The 26,518-nt window shown below is 74.5% G+C and carries 12 protein-coding genes; 4 read left to right on the top strand and 8 right to left on the bottom strand.

Annotation, left to right across the window (positions count from 1 at the left end):
• Positions 1 to 293: 293 nt before the first annotated feature.
• The gene (gene ftsH, locus AB0L40_RS00130; protein ID WP_364347369.1) at positions 294 to 2,282 is read right to left on the bottom strand and encodes an ATP-dependent zinc metalloprotease FtsH; all 1,989 of its coding nucleotides are present in this window, start codon (positions 2,280 to 2,282) and stop codon (positions 294 to 296) included.
• Positions 2,283 to 2,687: 405 nt separating this feature from the next.
• Between ftsH and AB0L40_RS00125 the strand changes: the two genes are divergently transcribed.
• The 4 genes from AB0L40_RS00125 to AB0L40_RS00110 all read left to right on the top strand — a co-directional run bounded on the left by AB0L40_RS00125 (position 2,688) and on the right by AB0L40_RS00110 (position 9,309).
• Positions 2,688 to 4,589, top strand: a complete 1,902-nt coding sequence (locus tag AB0L40_RS00125; RefSeq protein WP_364347366.1) for a PKD domain-containing protein — start codon at positions 2,688 to 2,690, stop codon at positions 4,587 to 4,589.
• Positions 4,586 to 6,802, top strand: coding sequence for a hypothetical protein (locus AB0L40_RS00120; protein WP_364347363.1), 2,217 nt, complete (start codon positions 4,586 to 4,588; stop codon positions 6,800 to 6,802). Before AB0L40_RS00125 ends, AB0L40_RS00120 begins: the two co-directional genes overlap by 4 nt.
• Positions 6,799 to 8,691, top strand: a complete 1,893-nt coding sequence (locus AB0L40_RS00115; RefSeq protein ID WP_364347360.1) for a hypothetical protein — start codon at positions 6,799 to 6,801, stop codon at positions 8,689 to 8,691. Before AB0L40_RS00120 ends, AB0L40_RS00115 begins: the two co-directional genes overlap by 4 nt.
• A 192-nt stretch (positions 8,692 to 8,883) precedes the next feature.
• The gene (locus tag AB0L40_RS00110; RefSeq protein WP_364347358.1) at positions 8,884 to 9,309 is read left to right on the top strand and encodes a hypothetical protein; all 426 of its coding nucleotides are present in this window, start codon (positions 8,884 to 8,886) and stop codon (positions 9,307 to 9,309) included.
• Between the two features lie 585 nt (positions 9,310 to 9,894).
• Here AB0L40_RS00110 and AB0L40_RS00105 read toward each other — a convergent pair.
• The 7 genes from AB0L40_RS00105 to AB0L40_RS00075 form a co-directional block, all read right to left on the bottom strand.
• Complete coding sequence (locus tag AB0L40_RS00105) at positions 9,895 to 12,516, bottom strand: PKD domain-containing protein (protein WP_364347355.1); 2,622 nt, start codon at positions 12,514 to 12,516, stop codon at positions 9,895 to 9,897.
• Positions 12,517 to 12,812: 296 nt separating this feature from the next.
• Complete coding sequence (locus tag AB0L40_RS00100) at positions 12,813 to 14,102, bottom strand: hypothetical protein (protein ID WP_364347352.1); 1,290 nt, start codon at positions 14,100 to 14,102, stop codon at positions 12,813 to 12,815.
• Between the two features lie 366 nt (positions 14,103 to 14,468).
• Positions 14,469 to 15,083, bottom strand: coding sequence for a hypothetical protein (locus AB0L40_RS00095; protein ID WP_364347349.1), 615 nt, complete (start codon positions 15,081 to 15,083; stop codon positions 14,469 to 14,471).
• Position 15,084: 1 nt separating this feature from the next.
• Positions 15,085 to 15,435, bottom strand: a complete 351-nt coding sequence (locus AB0L40_RS00090; RefSeq protein ID WP_364347346.1) for a hypothetical protein — start codon at positions 15,433 to 15,435, stop codon at positions 15,085 to 15,087.
• 219 nt (positions 15,436 to 15,654) lie between these two features.
• Positions 15,655 to 17,334, bottom strand: coding sequence for an RNA polymerase sigma factor (locus AB0L40_RS00085; RefSeq protein WP_364347343.1), 1,680 nt, complete (start codon positions 17,332 to 17,334; stop codon positions 15,655 to 15,657).
• A gap of 226 nt (positions 17,335 to 17,560) precedes the next feature.
• A complete protein-coding gene (locus AB0L40_RS00080) occupies positions 17,561 to 19,321 on the bottom strand; it encodes a hypothetical protein (protein WP_364347340.1) in 1,761 nt (586 codons plus the stop codon).
• 196 nt (positions 19,322 to 19,517) lie between these two features.
• Positions 19,518 to 26,516 carry a lytic murein transglycosylase gene (locus AB0L40_RS00075; RefSeq protein ID WP_364347337.1) on the bottom strand — a complete coding sequence of 2,333 codons (6,999 nt, stop codon included), beginning with the start codon at positions 26,514 to 26,516 and terminating at the stop codon, positions 19,518 to 19,520.
• Positions 26,517 to 26,518 lie beyond the last annotated feature (2 nt).

Below are 26,518 nucleotides of genomic sequence, written 5' to 3'. Positions count from 1 at the left end.
GGTTCCTCAGCCCGCGGTGACCGGTGAGGCCGGCAGGAGAACCGCCGCGGATCGTCGTTCCGGTTGCAACGTCCACGTCCGCGGCACCGGAAGACGCAGCCGCGCGCGGCGGCAGGCGAGAAGCCCTCAGGACCTATCCCGGTAGGGCGCGGTCCGTGGCGGCCGCTGACCGGCGGATCTCGCCCTCCGGTCCCTCGGTCAGGCACCCAGCCTGTCTCTCGGGACCGAAAGACGACCTCCTTGGTCATCGACCACCACGACTCCACCCCCTACAGGGATGGGCCCTTTTCGGGTCAGTCGATGTCCGTGGTGTACCCGGGACGGTCGACGCCGGGCCGGGCCGTCGGGAGCTCGATGGTCGCCACGTCGATCGGCTCGACCGGGGACAGAATCGCCTCCAGCGCGTGGCCGGAGAGCGTCTCGTACTCCACGAGCGACCTCGCGGTCTCCTGGACCGTGGCCCAGTTGGCCCGGAGGACGTGGGTCGCGCGGGCCTCGGCCTCGCCGACGATCCGCTCGACCTCGCTGTCGATGACGTTCAGCGCCTCGGGGCCGATCGACCCGAGGTCCTGCAGGGCTGCGCCGAGGAAGATCTCGCCGGCGGGCTCGCCGATCGTCACGTGCCCCAGGCGCGGCGACATGCCGAAGCTCGTGACCATCGAGCGGGCGAGCTTCGTCGCGGCGTGCAGGTCGTCCGTGCCGCCGGTGGACTCCTCGCCGAACTCGATGATCTCCGAGGCGACGCCGGCGAGGATCGCGACGAGCTGGCGCTCGAGGTCGGAGCGTCCGTGCATCACGGCGTCCTTGTCGGTCAGCATCGACGCGGCGGTTCCGAGCTGACGTCCGCGCGCGACGATCGACAGCTTCTGCGCGGCGACCGTCTGGCCGATCGCCCGCGTGGCGATCGCGTGACCGGCCTCGTGGACGGCGATCGTCCACTGCTCGTCCGGCGTCAGCACGTGCCGCTTGGCGGGTCCCGCGACGACGCGGTCGATGGCCTCCTCGAGCGTCGCCTGGTCGATGGTCTGGCGACCTTCGCGGACCGTCAGCAGCGCCGCCTCGTTGACGAGGTTCGCGAGCTCGGCGCCGGAGAAGCCCGGGCACAGGCTGGCGATCTGGTTGAGGTCGACGTCCATGTCGAACTGGCGGCCGCGGGCGTGCAGTTCCAGGATCTCGAGCCGGCCGTGGACGTCGGGGACGTCGATGACGACCTGGCGGTCGAACCGGCCCGGGCGCAGCAGGGCGGGGTCGAGGATGTCGGGGCGGTTCGTGGCGCCCATCACCACGACGCCGGCGTCGCCGCCGAAGCCGTCCATCTCGACGAGCATCTGGTTCAGCGTCTGCTCGCGCTCGTCGTTGCCCTGGCCGACGCCGGCTCCGCGCTTGCGGCCGGCGGCGTCGATCTCGTCGATGAAGATGATCGACGGCGCGGCCTTGCGCGCCTTGGCGAAGAGATCGCGGACGCGGGCGGCGCCGACGCCGACGAGGGACTCGACGAACTCGGCGCCGGAGGCCGTGAAGAACGCCGCGTCGGCCTCGCCGGCCGTCGCGCGGGCGAGCAGCGTCTTGCCGGTGCCCGGAGGCCCGACGAGCAGGACGCCCTTCGGCGCCGCGGCGCCCATCGCCAGGTACTTGGACGGGTCGTCGAGGAAGTCGCGGATCTCGCGCAGCTCGGCGAGCGCGTCGCCGGCGCCGGCAACGGAGTCGAACGTGATCTGGGAGCCGGCCTTCTTCTTCTTGCCCTTGCCCCGGAACGCCGAGAACCCGGCGATGCCGCCCGAGCCGTCGCCCTGCCCGAGGCGCGTGAACAGCGCGAAGAGGCAGACCAGCAGCAGGATCGGGAGCAGGAACTGCACGACCGTCGTCCGCGAGCCCTTCGAGGACTGCGGTTCGATGGTGACCTGGGCGTCGCTGGCCTGCAGCGACTGGAGCAGCTGCTGGGTGGCGGCGTCCGAGGACGGGTAGTCCGCGACGTACTGGCGACCCTCGCGGTTGACGATCACGACCTGGTGATCGTGGTCGTACAGCGTCGCTCGCGAGACCTGCTTGGCGCTCGCTGCGTCGACCACGCGCGTCAGCGAGATCGGCTCCCCCTCGCCCTCGGGCTTGAGCGAGCCCAGCAGGGTGAAGAACAGCACCGCCAGGGTGATCGAGGCCACCAGCAGGAACGTGCGCAGCAGGTCCTTCGTCAGCATCTTCAGGACGGCGGAGCCGGCACCGCGCAGCCAATCGAGCGTCGGGCTCGTGTTGCGCTTGGAGCTGGCTAGGCGGGGATTGCTCACTGACGGGTCCTTGTGTCTCGGGACGGCAAGGCTCCCACCGTGACGTGCGACCCCACCCCCGGTGTAAACATGGCGAGAACATCCGCCGAACGCCTCGTGAACAGTCGGCTGTTGCTGTGACCGTGTCGTGAACAGCTTGGTAGACACTCCGGCGAGGACCTAGGCTCCAGCGGTCCCCTGTCGTCCGGCGCCCATTCGCCCGGACTCCGAGGCCGCCCCGCGCCGCTGGCCGGGAGCGCCGCCCGTCCAGCCCCGATGCCCTCATCCCCGTTGTCCTCACCCCGCCGTTCACGCGCAGCACGCCACGCCCAACTAGCGCCTCGCGGGCCCGAGCTCCCGCGGACGGCCCGCGTCCGGCGCGCCGCGCTCCTGGGGACCCTGGCGCTCGCGGGCGTCGGCGGCCTCGTGGCCCCCGCCCCCAGCGGCGCGGTGATCCAGCCGGCGACGACGATCGCGGGGCCGGACACGTCGATCCTCTCGGTGGACGGCGTGGCGATGGCCGGCGACGGCACCGGCGGTGTCGTCTTCCGCAAGCTCGTCGACGGCGTGCCCCACGTGTTCGTGTCGCGGTTCCTGCGCGACCACTGGGCCGAGCCCCAGCGCGTGGACGTCGACCGCCCGTTCACCGCGACGATGCCCACGATCGCCGCCGCCGAGGGTGGCCGCCTCCTGGTGGTCTGGGCGACGCCGGTCCGCACGGTCGGGACGGAGGTCCGGTACAACCTCGTCTCGTCGTTCCTGGGCGAGGGCGCGACGGGCTTCGGGCCGACGATCGAGGTCGACGGGAACGACATCGGCGACGGCACCGCCGCCTTCCCGTCGCTGGCGATGTCCGACAACGGCAACGCGTACGTCGCCTACCGGGTCGTCACGAACGACCTCCTGCTCTCGGGCATCAACGTCGCACGCCCGATGCGTCCCGGCGACCAGCTGGTCGACGTCCGGGTCGCCCGCTTCAACGGCCTGACGTGGTCGTCGGTGGGCACGGTCAACCGGGTCAAGGGCGGCAGCATCACGATGCGCAAGCCGACGGCGGAGAACGCCCCGGCCGTCGCCGCCGACGCCACGAACGGCGGCATCGTCACCTGGCAGGAGCCCGGCATCGACGGCGTGGCGCGGATCTGGTCCCGCCGCCTCTTCAACCGCTCGCCGGGCGTCGTCCTCCCCGTCAGCGGCGACACCCTCGACGGCAAGCCCGTGACCGTCGACGCCGACGCTCCGGCGGTGGCGATCAACCGCATCGACGGCGCGCAGGTCGCCTACCGGCTGGCCGGGGGCACGGGCTCACCGCTGGGCACCCCGTACGTGCTGCGCGCGGGCCTGCCGTCCAGCGACCAGAGCGGCACGGCCTTCGCAGCCCCGTCGCCGATCGAGGGCGGGGCCGGCCTCGGCGTGCCCGACGTCGCGATCGACGCGACCGGCGGCTACCGGGTGACGTACGTCCTCGGCGGCCAGGCGCGCACGGTCGGCGGCGCCGACACCGGTCCGATCGGCCCGCCCGCCGCCCTGGGTGCGTCGACGGGCCGGCAGGTGCCCCAGAGCATCAACCCCGACGGGGGCGGCGTGACGGCCTGGCCGTCCGTCGACGACGCCGGCCGTCCCGTCACCGCCGTCCGCCAGGTCTTCCCGGGCGGCGCGTGGCAGCAGGCGACGCTGTCGTCGCCGATCAGCGGCCCGGTCACCGACGTCCGGGTGGGCTCCTCCCCGCTCGGCGACGGCCTGATCGCGGCGCTGCAGGGCCCGACCGACGGCCCCCGGATCATGGGGAGCCTCGCCGACTCGCCGCCCGGCGCGTTCTCGGCGTTCAAGCCCGAGACCGCGCCGGACTGGGTGCGCCGCAACCGCGCGCGGCTCGCGTGGGACGCCGCGCCGAAGGCCGGCCTCGGCGTGTACTACGACCTGGCGGTCGACGGCACGAAGGTCCTCACCCGCCAGTACCGCACGAGCGCGCGGCTGCCGTACCGCGGACTCGGCGACGGCGTCCACCAGGTCCAGGTGATCGCGGTCGACCGCAACGGCCAGCAGACGGCGAGCGCGCCGGCCGAGCTGCAGGTCGACACCAACGCGCCGACACTCACCGCCACGCGCGCGTCCGGCCGTCGCCTGCGGGTGCGGATCGCGGACAGGTTCTCCGGGGTCACCCGCGATTCCACCCGGGTGTCGTTCGGCGACGGCACCGCCGAGGTCCGCAAGCGCACGTCGATCGTCCACCGGTACAAGAAGCCGGGGCGCTACCGGGTCACGGCCCGCGTGCGGGACGAGGCCGGCAACCTCATCAACCGACGCACGAAGGTGACCATCCGATGAGCCCCCGCAGGTCGACCGCCCGCCCCGCCGTGGCGGCCCTCGTGGTCGTGGCCGGCCTCGCGCTGCCCACCGCCGCGCACGCGGCGTTCGACGTGCCCCGGCTCGTGTCCGGCAACGCGACGCTCGAGTCCGACGTGGCCCGGCAGCCCGCGGTCTCCGGCGACGGTCGGTACGTCGTCTTCACGGGCTCCGTCGCCGGCGTCTCCGGCGTCTACCGGCGGGACCTCGTGACCGGCGCCCTCGACCTCGTCGCGGGCGGCGACGCTGCGACCCCGTCCGTCTCCGGCGACGGCCGCTACGTGGCCTTCACGACGACCGCGGCGCTGGACCCCGCCAACGACAGCGGCGACGGCTGCCGCGACGTCTACGTGCGCGACCTGTCGCGCCCGGCCGACGCTGCGGACGCGTTCGCGCTCGCGTCCGCCCGCGACGGCGGCGCCACCGGCCTCAGCTACGACGCGGGGACGGGCGGCACCTGCACGTCCGGTGGCTCGGCGGCGGCCGGACGGGTGGCGCTCAGCGCCGACGGCCGCCGTGTGGCGTTCACCGTCCTCGGCGCGTCCGACCTGACCGCGCCCGCGGCCGGCGACCCGGTCACGCCCGCAGCCCAGGTGGCGCTGCGCGACCTCGACGCCCGCAGCACCACGCTCGTCACCCAGACCCGCGAGTCGCTCGGCGCGGCGCCGGTCCCCGTCGCCGACGGCGGCGCGTTCGTGCCGACGGTCGCCGGTGACGACGCGACGATCGCCGAGCGGAGCTCCGCCGCGATCAGCGCGGACGGCACGACGGTGGCGTGGATGGGCACCGACATCGCGGCGCAGGCGCCGGTCGTGCCGGGGGGGATGGCGGACACAGGGCAGCGGCTCGGTCGCTACCTCGAGCCGCTGTGGCGCCGTGTCGCGGATGGCCCCGGCGCGGCGACGCGGCGGATCGTCGGCGGCGACGACCCTGCCTGCGGCTGCGTGGGGCCCTTCGACACGCTGTTCGACAAAGAAGGAAACTCGAACCAGGGGAACGGTGGGGTATTCGGCCTCGGCACCTGGGGCCTCGCGCCGCGGCTGCCGGGGATGGTGCCCGCGCTCAGTGCCGACGGGCGGACGGTCGCGCTGCTCGTCGAGGCGGCGACCGACGAGAAGAAGGCGTCGCTCGCGAACGTCTCGTACTTCAGCGACGAGCCCCCCGACGTCTACGTCGTCGACATGAGTCCCGGACTCACGCGCCGGCAAGCGACCCGCCCGGTCACCCGGTGGGCCAGCACGGATTTCGAGGACTTCTCCCGTTCCGGACAGATCACCGACCTGGCGTTCTCCGCCGACGCCCGGCACCTGGCCTTCGTGACGACCCGCACCGCGTTCCCGTTCAGCCCTCCCGCACTCATCACCCCGTCACTCGGAGCGACCGCCGAGATCCAACAGCTCTACGTCGCCGACCTCGGTGCCGGCACGCTGTCGCTCGCCAGCATCGGCTACGACGGCGCACCGGGAAATCGCGGCACGCTCTCCCCCGCGCTCAGCGGCGACGGCGCGCGCATCGCGTTCACCTCCGGGGCCACGAACCTCGTCTTCGGCGCCAACAGCGTCGGGGCGACCGGGGTCTTCACGCTCGACGAGCGCCGCGTGCCCGCGGTGCCCGGCGTGCAGTCCGTGACGGCCCCGCCCGGCCCCGCCGCCGTCGCGGTCGCGACCCGCCGGCTGGGCCTCAGCACCCACCGGCGCGCGGACGGCCGGCTGACCGTCGACGTGACGGTGCCCGACGCCGGCCGGCTCACCGTCACCGCCCGCGGGCGGGTCACCGTCGTCAAGCGCCGCAAGCGCACGGTGGTCACCAAGTCCCTGACGAGCGCGAAGGCGACCGCCAAGCGCCCCGGCCGCACCACCCTGCGCCTGACGGTGGCGAAGGCCTACCGCCCGCTCGTGCGCACCAAGCACGGCCTCGACACCACGGTCGGCGTGACGTTCACGAGCGCCGGCAAGCCGACGCTGCGCACGGACGTCGCCGCCCGCTTCCGCGTCACGCTGACCGCCGCGCAGAAGAAGGCGGCGGCGAAGAAGGCCGCCGCCAAGAAGGCCGCGGCCAAGAAGCGGGCGGCCGCCAGGAAGAAGACGGCCGCCAAGAAGCGCCGCGAGCGCCTGCGGCGGTCCGCCACCACGAAGTCCGCCGCGATCCTGTCGACCCCCGGCACGACCACCGACCGATCCGGGAGCACCCGATGATCACCCTGCGCCGCGCGGCCTCGCTGCTCGCGGGCCTCGCGACGCTCGCCGTCGCCACGACGGTCGCCGCCCCGAGCGCGCACGCCGACGCCACCTGGCGGTTCGCTCCGGCCGACGCCCCCGCCCTGCCCGACGGTGCCTCCCCCGCGCCCTACGGCGTCGCGCTCGGCCCCGTGACCGACATCAGCTTCTGGTCGCCGAACCGCGGCGTCCTGATGACCGCCGGAAACGGCGTCGTCCCGCAGGGGCTCTACACCTACGACGGACGCAGCTGGCGGCAGCTCTCCACGGTCTGCGGCGGCAGCCCCGAGATCAGCGACTCCGGCGTGCAGGGCCAGGGCCGCGTCGCGTGGGCCGGACCCGACGAGTTCTGGACGATCGCCGACCAGCGCCCGGGCCAGATCGTCGGCGGCGGCGCGGACTCCAGGAACGTCTCTCTGTGCCACTTCAAGGACGGCCAGGTCGTGGCCTCCTACGCGCTCCCGGTCGGCCAGCCGACGTCGTACTCGCCGATGAACAGCGCAACGTGCAGCGGTCCGTCGGACTGCTGGTTCGGCGGGCTGTCGGCCCGGGGGAGCAGCCTCCCGTTCCACCTGCACTGGGACGGCTCGACGCTCTCCCGCGTGGGCGGCCTGCACCCGCACCGCGTCGCGTCGATGGTCACGATCGGCGGCCGGACGGTCGAGTCCGTCACGCTCGGCCGCAACGACGCGGTCGATCCCGCCGAGGACCCCGACCATCCGGCCGTCCTCCACGATCTGCGCAACGACGCCGGCGGCGTGCGGATCACCGACGCGCCGCTGGACGACGCCGGCTGCACCGGCGTGATCTGCCCGCCGCTGCCGAACTGGGGCACGGACGCGGCGTCCGGCCGCCCGGTCTCGCCGGTCACGATGACGGGCCTGCAGCTCTCGAGCGACGGCGGCACGATCGATCCGGCGTCCCGTCCGGCGTCCCCGCAGCTCTGGGCCGTGACCGGCCCGCTCGCGTCGGGCTCGTTCGTCCCGGCGGGGAAGGCCACGGGCCATCCGCTCGCCCTGCGGTACGCCGGCGGCGAGTGGCGCCAGGTCGAGATCCCCCCGGCGGCGATCCCGGTCGACGCGACCCCGTCGGCGATCGCCGCCGTCCCGGGCCAGCCCGCCGCCTGGGTGTCCTACGACCCCGACGGGGACGACGGAGCCCGCGTGGCACGGATCGCCGCGGACGGCACGGCGGGCGCACCCGTGCGGCTGGGCCCCGACCAGGACGTCGGCGGACGCGGCAACGCCGGCCCGATCGCCTGCCCGGCGGTCGACGACTGCTGGGCGGCCACCGACGCCGGCTGGCTCTTCCACCTGACCGACGGCACGACGCGCGCCCAGGACACCGATCCGGCGTTCGCGTCCGTCATCTCGTTCCGCCCGTCCGACGGCGGCACGCCGTTCGTCCCGCCCGACGCGATCCCGGTCGACGACTCGCTGGCCAACCAGGCGCCGCCGGTCGTCCCGCCCACGCTGGCCGCCACGCCGACCCCGACGACCACGACCCGCGTCCTCTCCCCGCTGAAGTCGACGGGCAAGGCGCGCGTCGTCAAGGGCAACACGCTCACGATCCGGATCGTGCTCCGTGGCCGCGCGAAGGTCCAGCTGCGGGCGCTGCGCACGACCAAGGTGACGGTCAAGGCGAAGGGCAAGACCAAGAAGCGGACGAAGACCGTGCTGCGCGTCGTCGCCCAGACGAAGCGCACCACGCTGAGCACCGGCGCCCACACCCTGCGCCTGAAGCTCGACCGCAAGCGCTGGCCGACGAAGATCGACCTGCGCGTCACCCGCGTCGGCAAGCCGCTGACCGAGGTCGTCCCGGTGGACGGCGGCGGCAGCAGCAGCGGCGACAGCGTGTCCACGCGGTGACGTCACCCTCGACGGTGACCTCGTCGTGCTGCAAGCCCGCTACCACTACGAGCGCTGAGCGCGCGGCGGACCCTCGTCTCCGCCGCGATGAACCCCGCGCTACCCCACCGCGAGTCCTGAGCGTGCTTGACTGCGTGGGGTAGCTGGTGTCGGTCGGGGCTTCGAGTTCCGGGGCTGCGGCAGGACATCGTCATGCCGACCGACGAGGCCGCGATGTCCGAAAGCGGACGTGAAGGGCGGGACCCGACTCCCCGCGACGGGACGACGAAGACGGCCGATGCGTTGTCGGCCGACGCGGTCGCGCTGCTGTTGCGGGCGCACGGTGGGGACTACGCCCGGCTGTTGCGCCAGCGCCGGCCCGGCAGTCGTGCGAGCGGCAGCGGATGGCGGTACTACGCCGACGCGACGGCGACGGCCGCCGGGGACGACGCCGAGGTCCACCAGATCCTCATCGACATCAGCGTCGCCGCGCAGCACCTGAGCACGAACGACGCCCTGCGGACCTACGCGTCGTCGAAGCGCCGCCGGGTCAGCGGCCCGATGGCCACCGCGTTCCTCGACGGGGTCATCGACCGCGTCGACCGCTTCCCGCACGACGTCCTGCGTCCGGACGGCTGACCCGCTTGCCGGGCGTCGCCGTCGTGCGCTCTGACGCTCTCGTCCTCGCCCTCACGGACGCCTGACGGACGCCCCGGCCCGTCGACGACGTGAACGGTTGGGGAACGCCCTGGCCACCGAGGCCTCCCGGGCGTACCGTCGGCCGCATGGGTACGCGCGATCCTGACCCCACGACGCGGTCCCGTCGCCCCGAGCGCGACCGGGCCCGGCCGGTCTACCGACCGGTGCGCCTGGACGACCGCGACGGCGAGCCGCCGCTCACCCACTCGCGACGGTCCGGGTGGGCACGCGCGACCGCGGGCTCCGCACCGTCGGCGGGCGAGAGGCGACGACCCTGAGACGTTCGTCCCGGCCCGGGAGCGTCACGGGCGGTGAGCACGCGGCGCATCGCCGACGTCGACGTCGGGACGTCCAACCCGTAGACTGGATCGTCCGTGTCATGCGGGCGTCGGGCCCGGTTCGCCTTGGAATCGTTGGCCGGTTCTGGCGCAGTCCTCTCGCGCGGTGCCGCCAGACCGGGGGCACGCGCGCTCCGGTGAGGCGGGTCGAGCAGGCAGCGCTCGACCCGCCCCCGCCAGTACCGGGCTACTTCAGCTTGAGGCTGAGCGTGCCGGACGCCTTCAGCCCGCCACCGGCGAGGCTGAGCTTGATCTTCGTCGACGTCTTCGTCGACTTGGCCGTCTTCAGCTTCACCGTGATCACCTTCGAGCCACCGGCCTTGATCGCGGCGACCTTGACCTTCACGGCCTTGCCGGCCTTGCCGGAGCCGACCCGCACGCCCTTGGGCGGCGTCACCGTCAACACCGATGCCGCAGACCCTGCGGTCCCGGAGTTGCGAACCGTCACCTTGAACGACAGCGACTTCCCGCGCTTGACCGCCTTCGGCTTCGCGATCGACAGCGCGAACTTCGCGACCAGCGTCGGCTTGAGGCCAGGCGGCGGGAGCTGTGTGGTCGGCACCGTCGTCGTCGGCGTGGTCTGCGTCGTCGTCTGCGTCGGCGGCTGCTGCTGATCCACCGGCTTCGGCGCCACCGACACCGACCGCGTCACCTCCGTGCTGTTCTGGAACGTGTTGTTCGTCACCCGCAACTTCGCGGTGAACGACCCCGCCGCCCCGTACACGTGCGACGCCTGCGCCGTCGACGTCGTCTCCGGGGCCGACCCATCACCCCAATCCCACCGGTACGACTTCAGCGTCGTCCCCAACGCCGTCGTCGACCCGGACCCGTCGAACGCGACCGCCTTGCCGGCCGTCGCACCCCCGGCGACCGTGAACGACGCCGTCGGCGCCTGCGCCGCCTGTACGACCACCGAGCCGGACTTCACGTACGGGCCGGACTCGCCCAGGATCCGCAGGCGGACCGGGAAGACGCCGGGCGTCGTGTACGTGAACGTCGCGTCGGGCACGAACGACGACGCCTTGATCTGGCCGTCGTTCGGGCGGGCGCCGGTGACCTCGTATCCGTCGCCGGCGGCACCGTTGGTCGCGTCGCCGTCGAGGTCCCATGCGCCGAGCTCGCGCTTACCGAAGCGCGGAGCGACCACGCCGGCCAACTCGGCGTCGGGGCCGTACGAGACACCCAGCGGCTTCGCCGGGTCGGTCGCGTCGTAGGCGGTGTCGAAGGTCACCTTCGTGCCGGTCGGCACGATCAGCGGATCGCTGTCGCTCGCCGGCGTCCGCGCGGTCGTCGTGCCGCCCTGGACGGTGAACGTCCCCGACGGCCGCTCGCTGCACGCCGTGCCGCCGGGGCCGAGCTCGACGATCTCGCGGCCGCTGGTGGTCGGGTAGTCGCCGCCGGAGGGGAAGACGGAGCTCTGGCTCCGCGAGAGGACCCACACGGAGCCGCCCGCACCGGCCGCGAAGGTCAGCCCGTTGCCGGCGAACGCGCACGGCCCGGTCTTCGTCGCCGAGGCCAGCGTCCCGGCCACCGTCGTGACGGGCGGGATCGGGGTGGCGAGCGCCCCCGACGCCAGCGGATCCACGAACGCCACCCCCTGCTGCGTCAGCGGCCGATTGCTGGTGTCCCCGCTGCCGCCGCCGTACGTGTACGGGTCCGCGGCCGCCGCCCAGGCGCCGGTGCTCGTCGCGACCGTCAGGTTGCCCGCGCCCCCGGCGGTCGATGGAGTGTTCCCGTACTCCGGAACGGTTCCCCGGGCCGGCAGCCCGATCGTCCCGCCTTGGGCCGCCCACAGGACCGGGTAGTCGGTTCGGGCGTTGCTGAGGAGGATCTTGGGATTGGCGAGGTCGGCGTCGAGACGCACGATCTCTGCCGACTCGATGTTGCCGCTGAGGACGAGAGCGAGCGCGCCGCTGCCGTCCGGCAGCGCCTGCAGACCCGCCGCGCCTTGAGACGTGGACTCGTGCCCGGACGCGTCCGGGAGCCCGGCGAGCGCGTCGGACGTCCAGCGCCCGAGCCGCGCGCCCCGGGTGCCGGTCAGCGCGAAGTCCTGCACCACCGCGCCCTGCGCGTAATCGCCGCTGACGAGCTCGCCCGTGAGCGCGCTGGCGAGCGCGAGCGCCCGCGCCCCGCCGGGCCGGGTGTGGACGGCCAGGCCCTGCACCGCGAAGGTCTCGTTGCCCGCGGCGGCCAGGGTGCTCGCGGCCCCGAGCGCGCCGGGAGCGCCGAAGCCGGCGCCAGGCGCCAGCAGCGCGGCGCCGACGGGGTTCAGGCCGGCGGCCGCGACGAGCTTGCCGTCCTGCGGAGCGGTCGACCAGCCGACGACCTCCTCGGCGCGGCCGATGGTGCCGTTGCTGCCCGCCGTGTTGCGCTCGATCACCGCGTAGACCGCGCCGGCGCCCGCCGACCCGGTCGTGTGGTCGACGGCGAGGCCGACGATGGTGCGGTTGTTGCCGTCGGCGTCCTTCGGCACGGAGAACGTCGTGGTGCCGAGCACCTCGCCGGTCTGGCTCAGCTTCTGCAGCCGGAACTGCTGCACGGCGGCGATGTTCGTGCGGTCCAGCACCCACACGGCCTGCGTCGGCGCGGTGGCCGTGCCGCCGTCCTGCGGGTCGACGGTGAAGCCGACCGGATCGACGAGCTTGCCGGCCGTCAGCGCCCCGGTGTACGCGTTCTCGGCGTAGCGGGCGGTGTCGAACCCCCCGAAGCGGTGCAGCTCGCCGTACTTCGACAGGTCGGTCGCGGCGTGCGCGGGCGCCGCGACGAGCGCGGGAGCGGCCAGCAACGCCAGGCCGGCCGCGGCGGACACCAGCAGGCGGGCCCCCCGGCGACGAGTGCCGTGGGCCGGCGGGGACGGAACGGGCAGGGGTGAGCCGCGATCGGGGGCGGGAGCGGGACTACGGGACACAGGGAACCTCGTGGGGTCGGACGTCGGAATCGGGAGGGGAAGAGGGTGGGAGTCGGGGCGGCCCAGACACGCGCGGCGACGGCCAACGGGCTCGCCCGCCGGCGCGTGAGCGCCGGCGGGCGGACCGACGGAGACCGGACGGCGGCGGAACGCGCGTTCGCGCCCCGCCGCCGGTGCTGACCGCCGTGCGGCGGGTGCTAGTTGACGAGTCCGGCGGCCGTCACGGCCTTCGTCTGCACGTTGGTGGGCAGCGGCGCGTAGCCGTTGGCGGTGACCGTCGGCTGGCCCTTGCCAACGGCGGTGCTGACCAGGTAATCGAAGTAGTTGTTCGCCGTGGTGATCTGCGCCGCGGTGTAGGTCGCCGCGCCGCCGGCACCATTGGTCACGGCCGCGTAGTTGTCCCAGCCCAGGTCGTACGTCGGGGCGGCGAGCGGGTAGCCGGCGAGCGACGTCGACGTCGAGCTCGCGATCGTGTTCTCCCACGTCGTCGTCGCCGTGATGCTCGCGGGCACCGCGCTCCACGAGCCGGAGCCCGAAGTGGTCAGGTTGCCGGCGGCGGTCGTCTGGCTGGCCGGGTTGGACGAGGCATCCCGGGGAATGGCACCAACCTTCAGCTGGAAGCGGATGACCTGGTGCGAGGCCGAGCCACCGGTCGTGACCGCGACGGGCAGGTTCGTGACCGTCGCGGTCGTGTCGGCGAGGTTCGCGTAGCCGATCGAGCCCGGGTTGCTCAGCGTGCTGGTGACCAGCGCGCCGCCGCCCGTGTTCGCGCCGCCGTTGGTCGTCGTGCCGGACGTGTTGGTCCAGGAGTCGCTGCCCTCGTGGTTCCAGCCGTGCGTGTCGCCGGTGTCGATCTGCTCGAGGAAGCCCTTCACCGCGCGGGTCGTGCCGGAGTCGCCGACGCGGACCTGCAGCGTGATCGCCGTGGCGCTCGCGCCGCCCGTGTCGCCGGTGATCGAGGCGCCGGCGGCGTTCAGCGCCGCGCCCCAGGTGTTGGCGGCGTAGGCGCCCGACGCCGGGACGGCGTGGTGGTAGATCTGCTCGAGCTGCGCCTGCGACAGCGCGACCTGCGTGTTGCTGATCGTCAGGCCGGCCGGCAGGCTGGCGATGATCGCCACCGGCGCCTGCGCGACCGGGACCGTGATCTCGTTGGCGTTGGTGCCCGTGGCGGTCTTCGCCTTGGCGGTCTGCGTGGCGTCGGGCGCGTCGTCGGTGCCGACGAAGACGTCGACGCCGCCAGCCGTCTTCAGCACGCTGTTGTCGTTGCCGAACTCCGACAGGCCCGATCCCGAGCTCGTCGAGGTGTAGCTGATCGCGTCGGACGGGAACGCCGTCGTGAACGACGGCGCCCAGAGGCTCTGCTGGGCGTTCTTCTGCAGCGACGAGCCGCTGCCGTTGATCGTGGTGGCGGACGCCGACGCCGCGGCGCCGAGCGAGAAGACGACGGCGGCGCCGAAGGCGACCATGGTGCGTGAGATGGCGAACATGCGAGTGTGTCCTTGGTGGGTGTCAGCGAGTGATGATCGGGGCCCGGTTCGCCTTGGATGCGTTGGCCGGACCCGCTCGCCCACCTAAGCGCATCTCCGTCCCATCCGCCACCCGCAACGACCCGAAATCACTGGACGGTCACAATCCATTCTCCTGAATGCCGACGTGCAAAGACCAATTTTTGACTCAAGGCCGCGTCCACCAACGCCCGCGATGCGACAGGCCACCGTCGCCTGTCGCACCGCACCGTCGCGAGGGGCACCTGCCGTCGACCGGGTCGCCGGCACAGGCCAACGGGGCGGTCCCCCGCTCCGACACCCCGTCCCGCCCCACGCCGGACCGCGGCGGCAGGCGGGGCCGCCGGGTCAGCCGCCGGGCCGGATGGCCGTCGCGCTGCCGTCGTCGTGCACCAGCTCGGTCGCGTCGATCGCCGCGACGTCGTCGACCTCGAGCCGGTAGACGTTGGATCGGACGGGCGCCGTCGCCACCGTCCCGCCGTCCGCGTCGACCACGCGGACCGCGTCGACGCCGTCGGGCACGACGCCCCGGACGACGCCCGGGCCGTCGAGCGGCGACCCGCCCGGCTCGTCGCCGGCGCCGGGCGCCGGAGGCTGCACGTCGATCACGCGCAGCGTCCCGGCGTCGACGTTCGCCGTCGATGCGCACGCCACCGTCGCGTCGGGCGTGACGAGGCACGCGCCGTCCCGGCTCGGGACGACGAACCAGCGGTCCGTCGGCGACCCCGGGCTCGCGATCTGCTTTGCGGACTGGGGATCAGCGCCCCGGTCGGCCAGCGACGGGCCGCCGAGCACACGCACCGCGGCCGGCGGGAGCGACGCCGCAGGACCCGCCGAGAGGACGGCCACGTGGGGCGCCGCGGGGGCGGCACCGACCGCCGGCCCGGGGAGCACCGCGACGAGCCCGGCGACGGCCGCGACCGACACGCCGGACGCCGCGAGGAGGATGCGGGGACGACGCATGCTAGTAGTCCTCCCGGCACCGCATGTACGCGGCGCCCGACCCGGCGGGCACGCCGCACCAGCCGTACCGCAGCGTCGCGTTGTACGGGTGCGCGACGACGTTGTCGACGCCGTCGATGCAGTACGCGGTACCCACGATCGCGTGGCTCGCGTCGGCGGCCGCGGTGCACGAGAGCGCGCCGCCGAGCGACCGGACGGACGTCTCGATCAGTGAGTGCCAGGGCCCGAACTGGCTGGTCGTCGTCCCTTCGTAGTACGCGATCGAGGCCGCGTCCGCGGGGCCCGCCGAGGCGAGCGCGCAGCCGGCGACGACCGCCGCGAGCGCACCCGCACGTTTGAGGTGGTGCTGCATTCGTTGCTCCTGATGTCGTGTGTGAACCATCGGCCACGCGCGGCACGGGACCTCCCCACACCACGCGGACCGGCGCTGAGGGTATGCACACGAACCAGAGCACACAACGAAAAACATCGTCCCGTGGTGTACCTGCGGGCGCAGCGGGACCAACCACCGATCGTGGTCGCAACGTGCGCGTTATCTTGGTGTCACCGGGCGAGCCGGCGGGTGCGATTCCTAGGGCGCGCCGACCCTCCGACCGGTGTCGTCCAGCAGCGTCACGGGGGCGTCGACCGCGGCCCCCGCGGGCAGCTCCAGCACGTACGCGTTGTCCCGGACCGGGGCGGTCGTGCCGTCGTCGCCGCGGACCGCCGCCACACCGTCGGGCACGAGGCCGATGCGGCGACCGCCCGCCACCGCCGGCTGGGCGCCGGCGCCCTCCGCAGTGGCCCGGTCGGTTCCGCCTGCGCCGTCGGCCGGCCGCTCCTGACCTCCCACGGCGTCGCGCGTCACGAGCCGGACGGCGACCAGGGACCCGTGTCCCTCCCGGATCTGGCGCGTGGTCCAGCAGCTGATCCCGCCGCCGCCGGCGGCCCGATCGGGGGCGAAGAGGCACAGTGCGTCGGCGGCACCGGTGCTCGACCGCGCCACCGGCACGAGCACCGTGCCGGGGGCCCCAGCCGGCGCGCGGACGCGGTCCGTGCGGACGCCGGAGAAGCGGCCGCCGACGTAGCGCAGCGCCGCCCGTGCGGCGGCGCCGCGGTCCGCGTCCGTCGCCGGCCGCCGCAGGACCGCGAAGGCCGCGAGCTGGTCGGCGGGGACGTCGGACGCGCTCGCCGACGGTCGCCCGCGATCGTCGTCGCCGAGCGACGGGGACCAGAGCCCGGTCGCCGCCGCGGCGCCTCCCGCGGCCACGAGTCCCGTCAGCGTCGCGGCGACCCAGAGCCGGCGGCTGCTGCGTCCCGGAATCCGGACCATCCGGCCCAGCGACCCGGGCGCCGGGCGCTCGGACTGGCGGCGGACGATCGCCGTCACGCGGTCGAGCCTCGACGCCTCCACGGCCGCATCGAGGTCGAGCCCGAGGTCGCGCAGCGCGCGGACCTCGTCCAGGTCGGCCTGCGGCCCACCCGTCCCGTCGAGGTCGTCGTCGTGGTCGTCGCGGTGGCTCTCGCGCTCGTCGTCGCGACCATCGTGATCGAGATCGTCGTCGTCGCGCTCCTCGTCGGAGCCGTCGTCCTCGCCGTAGGGGCCGACGGGCGGGCGGGTGTCCTCGTGGTCTCCGCCGTCGCGCTCGCCGCCGGGCTCGAGGGGCCCAGATGGTGCTGCGAGCGACGGCCGGGACTCAGAGGTCGTTCCCTCGCCCCACGTGGGCTCCGGCCGCACCTGCAGCCGCGCGAGCTTGCGCCGGGCCGACGCGACCCGCGAGTGGAGGGTCCCGAGCGGCACGTCCGTGACCGTCGCCGCCTCCCGGAACGAGAGCTCTCCCCACGCGATGAGCAGCAGCGACTCGCGCTCGACGGCGCTCAGGCGGCGCAGTCCCTCGACGAGGGCCGGGTTGACGGGCTCGTAGGCCCGCGCGTCGGCGGCGGTGGGCTCGGCCGCGACGCGCGCGATGGCGCGCAGGCGGCGCCGCTCGCTGCGGCGCCGGTCCTGGATGATGTTCCGGGCGATCGTGTAGAGCCACGCACGGACCGCGCGCTCCGGCTGGTCCCCGACCAGCCCGGATCGGCTGCGCAGGACCCGCACGAAGACCTCGGCGGCCGCGTCGTCCGCCGTCGCGTCGTCGAGCCGGCGGCGCATGTAGCGCACGATCTCCGGCAGGTACCGCGCGTACAGCGCTTCGAAGTCCGTCGGTGGCCCGGACCGGGTGCCTGGGGGACGGAGTTCGCGCGCGCGTGAAGCTTGGGGGGAGCGCATCCAGTCCTATAAACGCCGCAAGCTCGCAAATCAGTCGGACCGGATCGCAACATTCGTCCAGCAGCGATGCGTCTTCACGCAGCGGGCGGCTGCCGCCGATGAGCGGGCCTCGGAGGCGGTTGCGCACCGTCGCCTCGGAGAACCACGATGGGCCGCCCAGCGCCTGCGCGCTGAGCGGCCCATCGGGTCTCCTGTGGAGCCGGGGCCCATGGCCCCCGGCGCGCTCCTACTTCAGCTTCAGTGCGAGCGAGCCCGACGCCTTCAGGCCGCCACCGGCGAGGCCGAGCGTGACCTTCGTCGACTTCTTCGTCGACTTGGCCGTCTTCAGCTTCACCGTGATGACCTTCGAGCCGCCGGCCTTGATGGCGGCGATCTTGATCTTCACGGCCTTGCCGGCCTTGCCGGAGCCGACGCGCACGCCCTTCGGGGGCGTGACGGTCAGGACCGACGCGGCGGAGGCACCGGCGCCCGAGTTGCGGACGGTCACCTTGAACGACAGCGACGCGCCGCGCTTGACCGACTTCGGCTTCGCGACCGACAGCGCGAACTTCGCGACCTTCGGCGCGACGACCGGCGGCGTGACGACCGGGGGCGTCACGACGGGCGGGGTGACGACCGGCGGCGTGACGACCGGGGGGTCGACCGGGGTGTCGACCGGCGGGACGACCACCGGACCGCCGATGCCGGCGACGGCCGACTGCGCCGTCTTCGCGATCTGCGCCGGGAGCTTCGTGTAGGACGCCGTGTTGATGGCGGTCTGACCGGCATCGCTCGTCACGTAGCCGAGGTAGTCCTTGACCGTCGCCTGGACGCCGGCGGCCGTCGCGCCGTTCTTCGTGTACGCGGCGGCGAGGTTGCCCGTGGTGTAGTCGGCCCACGCCAGGTCGTACGTCACGGCGCAGGCGGGGTAGAAGTTCTGCCCCGTGAAGCCCTTGACGTTCGGGTCGCTGGCCAGGACGTTGCTCCAGTCGGCGGTGCCGCTGTCCGGTGCACCCTGCCAGCGCGGCAGCGAGCCGACGTCGGTCGCGCAGTTGCCCGTGGTGGCGCTCGCCGCCTGCGGCGACGCGAAGGTCGCGCCCGCGACCGTCGTGCCGTTGTTCTGCAGGCTCGCGAAGGCGATGCGGTTGCTGGTCGCCGCCTGCAGCGTCGCCGTGGCGGTGTACCCGCCCGCGACGGCGTCGGAGAGGTCGGCGAAGCCGATGGTGCCCGGCGTCTTCTTGACGTAGCCGGACAGCAGCGACCCGCTGCTGAGGGCGGTCGAGCCGTCGGCGGAGACGGTGTCGGCCGGACCGGGCCAGCTCGTGCCGTCGTTGGCGAACGACGCCCAGGTCGCCGTGTCGACCTGGTTGAGGAAGTTGCGGAAGGCGAACGACGTGCCCGAGGTGTTCGAGCGCACGACGCGCTTGACCGCCACGCCGCAGCCGGCGCCGGTCGGCGTGATGCCCGCGCCGGACAGCAGGTCCGTCCAGGTCGTGTACGTGCCGGCGAAGGCCTTCGACAGCACCGAGTTGGGCAGGTTGACGGCGCCGGTGACGGCGCAGTCGGCCGGCAGGCTCACCAGGGCCGTGACGGGGGCCTGCGCGACGGGGATCGTCAGCAGGCGGACGTTGCCCGAAGCGTTGCGGGCGAGCCCCAGGGCCGTCGTGTTCGGCGCCGCGTCGGTGCCGATGTAGCCGTAGAGCGTGTCGGTCGGCTTGTCCGGGTTGGACGCGTTGTTAAACGTCGGGTCGAGGACGCCGTTCGTGGTCCCGAACGCCGCGCGGGTGCCGCTGCCGCCGGCGCCGTACTTGATGGTCGGCTTGGGCGAGAGCGCCGAGGTCCAGCTCGGGAGCCAGATCGTGTTCTGGGCGTTGGTCTGGAACGTCGAGCCGCCGCCGTAGACGGTGCTGCCTGTCGCCGCCAGGGCCCCGGAGGCGCCGAGGCCGAGGAGGCCACCGGTCGCAAGTGCGACGGCCGTTGACCGCCGCGTGAGGGTGCGCCACTGCATGGGTGTGATGTGCTCCGTTCCCCGTGAGGGGTCGTGGGTCGAGAGATTCGCACCCTAGCTCCGGAACACGCCCGTGAACATCGGGTTGCAACATGTTCACGTCGCGGTATCAACGCGGCAACAGGTGCGCCACGGGGAGCGGACGCACGGCGGCCCCGCGAGGCCCGCCGTTGCCCTTGGAGCCCGGGCTCGACGGTCAGCGGCGCCGGCCGTACCGAGCCTCGGCCCGGACGGGCGCGGCCCCCCTGCGACGCGTGCGCACCGCGGCCCCCGCGGCGGCCAGGATGATGACCGCCGCGATCGGGATGCCCGGCGGCAGCCGCTGGTCGTCGTGGCGGTAGGCGACCATGTTGTGCGACGCCTCGACCGCGGGCTCCGGCTCCTCCTCGCGCTCGGGCGCGCCGACCGGCTGGGACACCGGGGTCTGGGCGGGTACCTGAGCGCCGCCGTTCGGCGGGATCGGCCGGCCGGCCGACGGCGCCGGCGGGGGAACGGCTCCGCGCACGGGCGGCACGGGCGTCGCGCCGAGCAGCGGTGCGAGCAGCACCGGCTCCCGCGGGATCCGGCGCCGAGGCTTCGGCTGGGGGCGACGCGCGGGCGGGGACGGCCGCGCCGGGAACGCCGGCACCGCGATGTCCGGGGAGACGTCCGGCTGCGGCGTCGCGTCGGGCTCGTCGCCGAGGTCGGGGACGTCCTGCGCCTGGGTGACCGCCTTCGCGGGCGGCGGGTCCTTCAGCGGAACGGTGCCGCAGGGCTGCGCCACGCTGCCGGCCTGGACCGTGACCACCGCGGACGAGCTGAGCCCGCCGGTGGTGACGGTCACGGTCGTCGTCCCGGAGTTGAACGCACAGAACAGGCCGGAGGACCCGTCCGGGATCGGCTTGCCGTCTCCGCCCTGCAGCACGGCCCGCGGGTTGGTGGACGCCGGGTCCTGCCGGACGAAGTCCCCGATGTCGGGGTTGGAGGACGAGAACGTCGCCGCGGGCGGGATGAACTGGTTGCAGTCGCCGCCCTGGCAGGTCTGCGGGACCGTGACGTAGGGGTTGGGGTAGATGTCGTCGAAGCCGCTCGACCCGACATGGAACAACGACCCGCCGAGCGGCCGGCGCGCGAGGCCCTGGAACAGCGACACGCTGCTGCGTCGCAACAGCTGGCCGTCGCGGGCGTCGAGCGCCAGCTGGCCGCTGTTCGGGATCAGCGTCGCGGTGACGGGCGCCTGGTTCGTCGCCGCGTTGCGGGCCCCGACGTCGACGCTCGTCAGGAGGAAGCCGCTCGCGGTGCGGTCGTCCTGCGGGACCGCCGGCACGCCGGTGTACCCGAGCGAGCCCGTCCCGAACGCCGGCACCGTCGTCCCGGACCGCGTGATCGACTGCCGGACGTTCTCGCCCGGGCTGTCGAAGAGGTACGCGGACGCGCCGCCCGCGGCCAGGATCTGCCCGACGACGCCGGCGTCCGCGGCGTAGTTGGTCGCTGAGGCGTCCGTGATGTTGGCGTTGCCGACGACGACGGCCGGCAGCTTCGTCTTCGCGTCGGCGAGCTGCGCCCGCAGCCACTCCTGCTGGTCAGGACCGAGCTGCGGACTCGTGCCCTGCGAGTAGTCGAGGACGATCAGCCGCACCGCGCCGCCGCTGCCGGCCGAGTCGACCGCGTAGGCGGCGCTCCCCGCCGGGGGGGCCGGCGTGTCGGTGGGCGCGGTGCCCACCGGCGCCAGGGCGCCCATCGCCGCCCCGAACGCGGCGGCGGACCCGTCGGTGGGGCTGATCGCGGCGAACGTCCTGACGGCGCCGGTGCCGCGCAGCACCTGGGCGTACCGGGCGAGCTCGGCGGCGTTGCCCGCGGACCCGGGCGCGATGCGCCCGCCGGTGTAGACGAAGGCGTGCAGCCCGTCGATCGCGCCGGCGCTGCGCACCGCGGCGTCGAGCCACGTGTCCGGGCCGATCCGCTGCCGCGCGCGGTCCGCGCAGGGCCCACCGCAGGCGGCCTGGCCGCCGACGGCGAACGACACCTGTCCGGCCGGCGCCGCGATCGGGGCGGTCGTCGCCCCGGGCGGCGACGCGTCGCCGCCGAGGCGCTGGACCGCGCCCGTCTGGGCCGTGAGCGACGGCGCGTCGGCCTGGGTGATGCCCGTCTGGCCGCCGACCGCCCAGCCGCGGCTGCCGGTCGGGTCGACCGCGAGCGCGAGCACCGGATCGGGCGTGTACGGCTGGTCGACGGTGCGCGAGATCGGGAACGCCTCGTGCTGGACGTCCTGCCAGCCGTCGGCGGTCTCCCGCAGCAGGAAGCCCGTGCGGGTGATGCGGTCGGGCCCGATCTGCGCCGCGGGCTGTCCGGGCGCCGCCGGGGCCACCTGATCGCCCTGCTGCAGCTTCTGCACGTACGTCGAGTCCTCGACGTCACCCGAGACGAGGGCGCGCACGCTCCCACCCTCGCGGAACGCGGCGATCGCGACGATGTCGGCGCTGGCGCCCGACACGGCCCCGCTCGCCGGCGGCTGGGTGGAGAACCGCCACGGCGCGCCCGGCCCGTCGCGCTCGACCACGAGCCCGGGGCCGGCGGCCACGATCCCGCCGTCGGCCAGGCCGGCCACGCGGGCCAGCCAGGGCCGGCGCTTGCCGGCGGGGTACGCGCTGGCCAGCAGCGTGTCGAGGTCGGGGTCGCGACGCCACCCGGAGCCGTCGTTGACGATCAGGCCGCCGGACTGCTCGTACCCGTTGCTCCCCGGGTCGGCGATGCGGTACGTCGCCACCGCGACACCGCCGGCGAACGCGACGGACGTGAACTGCGCGCCCTGGAGCCCGTCCGGGGCGGCCTCCGCCGTCCACGTCTTGTCGTAGCGCAGCAGCACGCCCTGCTTGCCGACGGCGTACCCGCGGTTCGGGTTCGTCTGGGAGAACGCGACCCCGGTGAGGTTGCCGTGGAAGTTCAGCGGCCGTCCGCCGTCCGGGCTCCACAGCTGGGTCTGCCCGTTGTAGACCCACATCGCCCCGTCGTCGCCGACGGCGTAGGCACGGTTCTGCATCGGCCAGGCGACGCCGCGCAGACGCGGGGTCGCCCGTGCCCCGCTGGAGTCGTAGAGGAAGTCGGCGGTCCAGCCGGTGCCCGGCACGTAGCGGGTCACCTGCCCCTGGTCGCCGACCGCGAGGGCCGGCGCGTCGGCCGCGCCGGCCGTGGCGCCGGGCGACGTCGCGATCGCGAACAGCGGCCGGCGGAACGGCACGGGCCAGCTCGACAGGGCCGGGGCGACCGTCTCGGTCGTCGCGTGGATCAGCAGCGAGGTGCCTCCGCCTTCGAGTCCGAGCCACCCCTCGTCGGGGGACGGGAACGCGGACGTCGCCCCGCCCGCGCCGCCGCCGACGACGTACGAGAAGCCCGCGTCCCCGGGGTCGCGGCGCAGCAGCCCGCCGCTGCCCACCCCGGTGATGATGCGGGTGCCGGGGTCGTCGCCCGTGCCCTGAAACGCCGAGCTGCCGTAGCGCCCGGTCGGCATGGCGGAACCGAGCTGGTGCGCGTCCGCACCGCAGACCGCGGTCGCGGAGCACCAGATGCCGCCGACGGGCGGCGCGTCGGGATCGACGGCCGAGACGAGCGTGGTGGCGTCGGTGGTGCCGTCGACCCGGAGGTCGACCCAGACCCCCTGGTTCGTCGCCGTCAGCATCGCGCCGTCCGTCCGCACGGTCACGGACGCCGGGCCGATGCCCGACGGCGCGCCGCTGCCGCCGAGCAGCCAGGTCTGGGGGTGCCGCTGCTGCCACACGTACCCGGGGCCGGACGGGTCGAGAACCCGCTGGTAGACGAGCGGCTGGCCCGTCGGGGTGCGCGCGAGCAGCCAGCCGCGGCCGGCCGGGGCCGCGGCGATGCGCACGATCGCCGCCACGTCCGTGGGGACCCCGCAATCGGTGCCGACGAGCGTCGCGCAGAGCGGCTCGCGGGTCCAGGTCGTGCCGTCGAAGTGCAGGACGCCGGGGCCGGTGGCGGCGCTCACCGCGCGAGGCGACGCGACCGACGGCGTCGCGAACGGGTCCGTCGTCCCCGTCAGGGTGGTCGCCGGGCTCGGGACCGCCGTGCTCGGAGTGGACCCGGTGGTGGTCGTCGGCGCCGCGTCGGTCGTGGTCGTCGGCGCGGCGTCGGTCGTCGTCGGCGCGGCGGCCTCGGTGGTCACCGGGGTCGCGTCCGTCCTGGACGTCGCGGAGGGCGTGGTCGCCGCCGTCGCGTCCGGCGTGGTGGTGGTCGCGTCCGGCGCGTCGGCCGTCGACGTCGCATGCGCGTCCGTCGTCGTGGCCGGGGCCGCCGAGGTCGCCGTCGTCGTCGCCGACGCCTTCGTCGCCGCCGGGGACGCGTCACCGCCGGCGACGGGCATGACGATGCCCCGCGGCGCCGTCAGGTCGATCGTGCCGGCGATGCCCTGGGTCGCGCTGCCGTCCGCCTTGACGGGCGCCACGAGCGCTCCGGTGTGGCCGTCGTCGTCGATGGCCGCGAACGGGTTGGACGGCGCCGCCGAGGCCAGGAACAGCTGCTCGCCCGCGGCGAGCACGGCGTCGTCGCCGGTCGCGCTCGGCGCCGGGGCGATCGTCGTGGCGCCGCCCGGGCCGCCGGGTGCCCGGATCGCGAGCTGCTGGGGCGTGGCCTGCCCCGGGCTGCCGGCCGTGGCCTGGCCGAGCGCCGCGACGCCGCCGGTCGGTGACACCGTGGCCGTCTCGGCGTCGAACGGCAGCTGGTCCCCGGCGCCGTCGGCGTACGGGACGACGGACCACGTGCCCGTGCCCGTCGTGCGCCGGAGCAGCACCTGGGTGTCGGCGATCCGCTTGCCGCCGACGACGATCGGCGTCGTGCCGACCCGTCCGGACGCCCAGGTCTCGCCGGGCTCGCCGTCGGCGGGGGCTCCGATCACCTCGAGGTTCGTCGCGGGGATCCCGAGCGTCGGCACGTAGGTGGTGGGCGCTGCGTGCGAGGCCGGCACGGAGCGGACGGTCAGGTGGCCGACGGCGGCGGCGCGGTGGTCGGCGTCGGTCAGGAACGTGGCGGCCGCCCGCGGCGACGCGTTCGCGCCGGCGGTGACCGGCAGTGCGTCGGTGCTGCTGCCGACGGCGACCGTCGGCTGCTCCACGGTCCGGAACTGCTCGAGGAGCTGGTCCCAGTCCCCCGGCTTCACCGCCGCCAGGGCCTGGCTCAGCGCCGACCGGGAGGCGCGCGGAGCGGCGGGAGCCGCCTGGCCGGTTCCGGCCTGCGTCGCCGACTGCGCGTACCCGACGTGGATGTGGTTGTAGTGGTCCGGCAGCGCGAACGCGGTGTCCTGACCCGGGAACGTCATCAGGCTGATGACCTGGTGCGGCGCGAGCGCCGGGCCGAGCTGCAGGATCCGCCGGATCGTGCGGTCCGTGACCGTCCCGGCCCCCTGGTGGCCGAGGATCGGCACGCCGTTGATCGCGGCGATGTCGACCGCGCTGCCGATCGAGTGCTCAGAGACGTTGCCGGACGCCGTCATCTCGCCGTGGCCGCACTCGAGCGACGAGACGGTCGGGTTCAGGTGCGAGTCCGCGAGCGTCAGCAGCAGGGCGAGGACCCGGCGGTCGATGCGGTGCTGCTCGATGTCGCGTCGCCCGCAGGCGTAGATCTGGATGCGCGGATCGGCGAGGACCTTGCGACCGAGCTCCGCCTCCGTCCGCTGCGTCGGGTCGACGACGGAGCCGCCGTCGTCGGCGGTCGCGCGGTCGGGCCCGAAGAGCGGCTGGGTGCCGGTCTTCGCGCCGGCGGAGGTGCGAGCGAGCTGGCTCCAGGCGGTCAGGATCGCGCGCGGGTCGACGCGGGTCGCGCCGGCCGGCCGGACCTCGAACGTCACGGCCCGGCCCGTCGCGGTCCGCCGGGCGCGCCCGATGACGGCGCCGGCGGCGACCTTCGTCCCCGGCCGGAGCCGGCGCAGGACGACGCCCTTCCGGCGCCCCGGCCGGGATCCCACCGAGGACCGCTTCGCCGTCGACGCAGTCGACGACGCCCCGCGACGGCGCTTCGACGACGTGGCCGTCGACGACGCCCCGCGGGTGCGCTTCTTGGACGTGGCCTCGCTCGCGGCGACGACCTGGGGCACCGACGCCAGGCCGGAGTACGTGAACTCGTTGCCGCGGTCGTCGCGCAGGCGCACCGTGAGCCCGCGGGAGCGCTCGCGACGGATGTGGACGACCGTTCCCGCCCGCACGGCGAGCACCGAGTGGCTGTGGCGGGCCCGGATCTTCGCGGCGACCACTCGGTCGCCGTCGCGGTCGAGCTCGACGGCCTGACCGCCGGCCAGCGGCGGACGTCCGTCGAAGAGCGACGTCGCACCGTCCGCGAGGGCCGACGGCACGGTCGCGAGCTGCCGGACCTTGGAGAGGACGGCCTCGACGTACTCGTCCGAGTGGTTGTAGGAGAAGATCGCCTTCCGCAGGTCGGCGCCACCACCCGACGCGCGCAAGTACCGCGCGGCGGCGAAGATCGCGTCGGCCGGGTTCTGTGGATCCCGGTACCCGTGGCCTACGGCGTCGACGCCGTAGGTCTTCCAGGTCGACGGCATGAACTGCATCCAGCCCTGGGCGCCTGCGGACGAGACCGAGGGGTTGCGTCCCAGGTCGGTCTCGACGACGTTGATCGCCGCGAGCACCTGCCACGGGATCCCGTAGCGATCGCCCGCCGCGCGATAGATCGGCAGCAGGAAGCCCGGGAGGCCGAGCTGCTGGACGACGGCCCCGGCCGACGCGTTCGAGCTCAAGCTCGAGTCGAGCCCGAGGGTTCCCAGGAATCCCTGCCCGAGCAGGCCACCGGGGGCGGCGGTCGGGGGCGTGGCGTCGTCCGCGATCGCCGAGGCCGAGGCGTCGTGCTCCTCGCGCTCCTTCGGAGCCGCTCCGCCGCCGGACCCGGGCGTCTTCTTCTTCGTCTTCCGCTTCTCGGGCGGGTGCGAGGGCCCCGCGCCGTCGGTCGTCGTGGTCGGCGGCGGCGCCGCGGACGTCGTGGTCGGCGGCGGGGTCGTGACCGTGTCCGGCAGCGTCGTCGTCGTCGTGGTCGTGCTCGGCAGCACCGCGGGCGGCGCTGCGTCGGTGACCGTGGTGGTCGCGCCGGGGGTGGGCGCCTCGGGCCCGGTCGCACCTGGCGTGGCGTCCGCGGCCAGCGCGGCGGTACCGGAGACGATCCCGCCGGCCCCGAACGTGGCCAGCAACGCGAGCAGCACGA

The sequence above is a fragment of the Patulibacter sp. NPDC049589 genome, assembly GCF_040675535.1.
In the GTDB taxonomy this organism is placed as follows: Bacteria; Actinomycetota; Thermoleophilia; order Solirubrobacterales; family Solirubrobacteraceae; genus Patulibacter.
This window is presented reverse-complemented; position numbering and strand designations above follow the sequence as displayed.

Coding starts and splice junctions, on each gene's coding strand:
- AB0L40_RS00120 (WP_364347363.1), top strand. CDS start 4,586: ATGAGCCCCCGCAGGTCGACCGCCCGCCCCGCCGTGGCGGCCCTCGTG.
- AB0L40_RS00115 (WP_364347360.1), top strand. CDS start 6,799: ATGATCACCCTGCGCCGCGCGGCCTCGCTGCTCGCGGGCCTCGCGACG.
- AB0L40_RS00110 (WP_364347358.1), top strand. CDS start 8,884: ATGCCGACCGACGAGGCCGCGATGTCCGAAAGCGGACGTGAAGGGCGG.
- AB0L40_RS00100 (WP_364347352.1), bottom strand. CDS start 14,102: ATGTTCGCCATCTCACGCACCATGGTCGCCTTCGGCGCCGCCGTCGTC.
- AB0L40_RS00095 (WP_364347349.1), bottom strand. CDS start 15,083: ATGCGTCGTCCCCGCATCCTCCTCGCGGCGTCCGGCGTGTCGGTCGCG.
- AB0L40_RS00090 (WP_364347346.1), bottom strand. CDS start 15,435: ATGCAGCACCACCTCAAACGTGCGGGTGCGCTCGCGGCGGTCGTCGCC.
- AB0L40_RS00085 (WP_364347343.1), bottom strand. CDS start 17,334: ATGCGCTCCCCCCAAGCTTCACGCGCGCGCGAACTCCGTCCCCCAGGC.
- AB0L40_RS00080 (WP_364347340.1), bottom strand. CDS start 19,321: ATGCAGTGGCGCACCCTCACGCGGCGGTCAACGGCCGTCGCACTTGCG.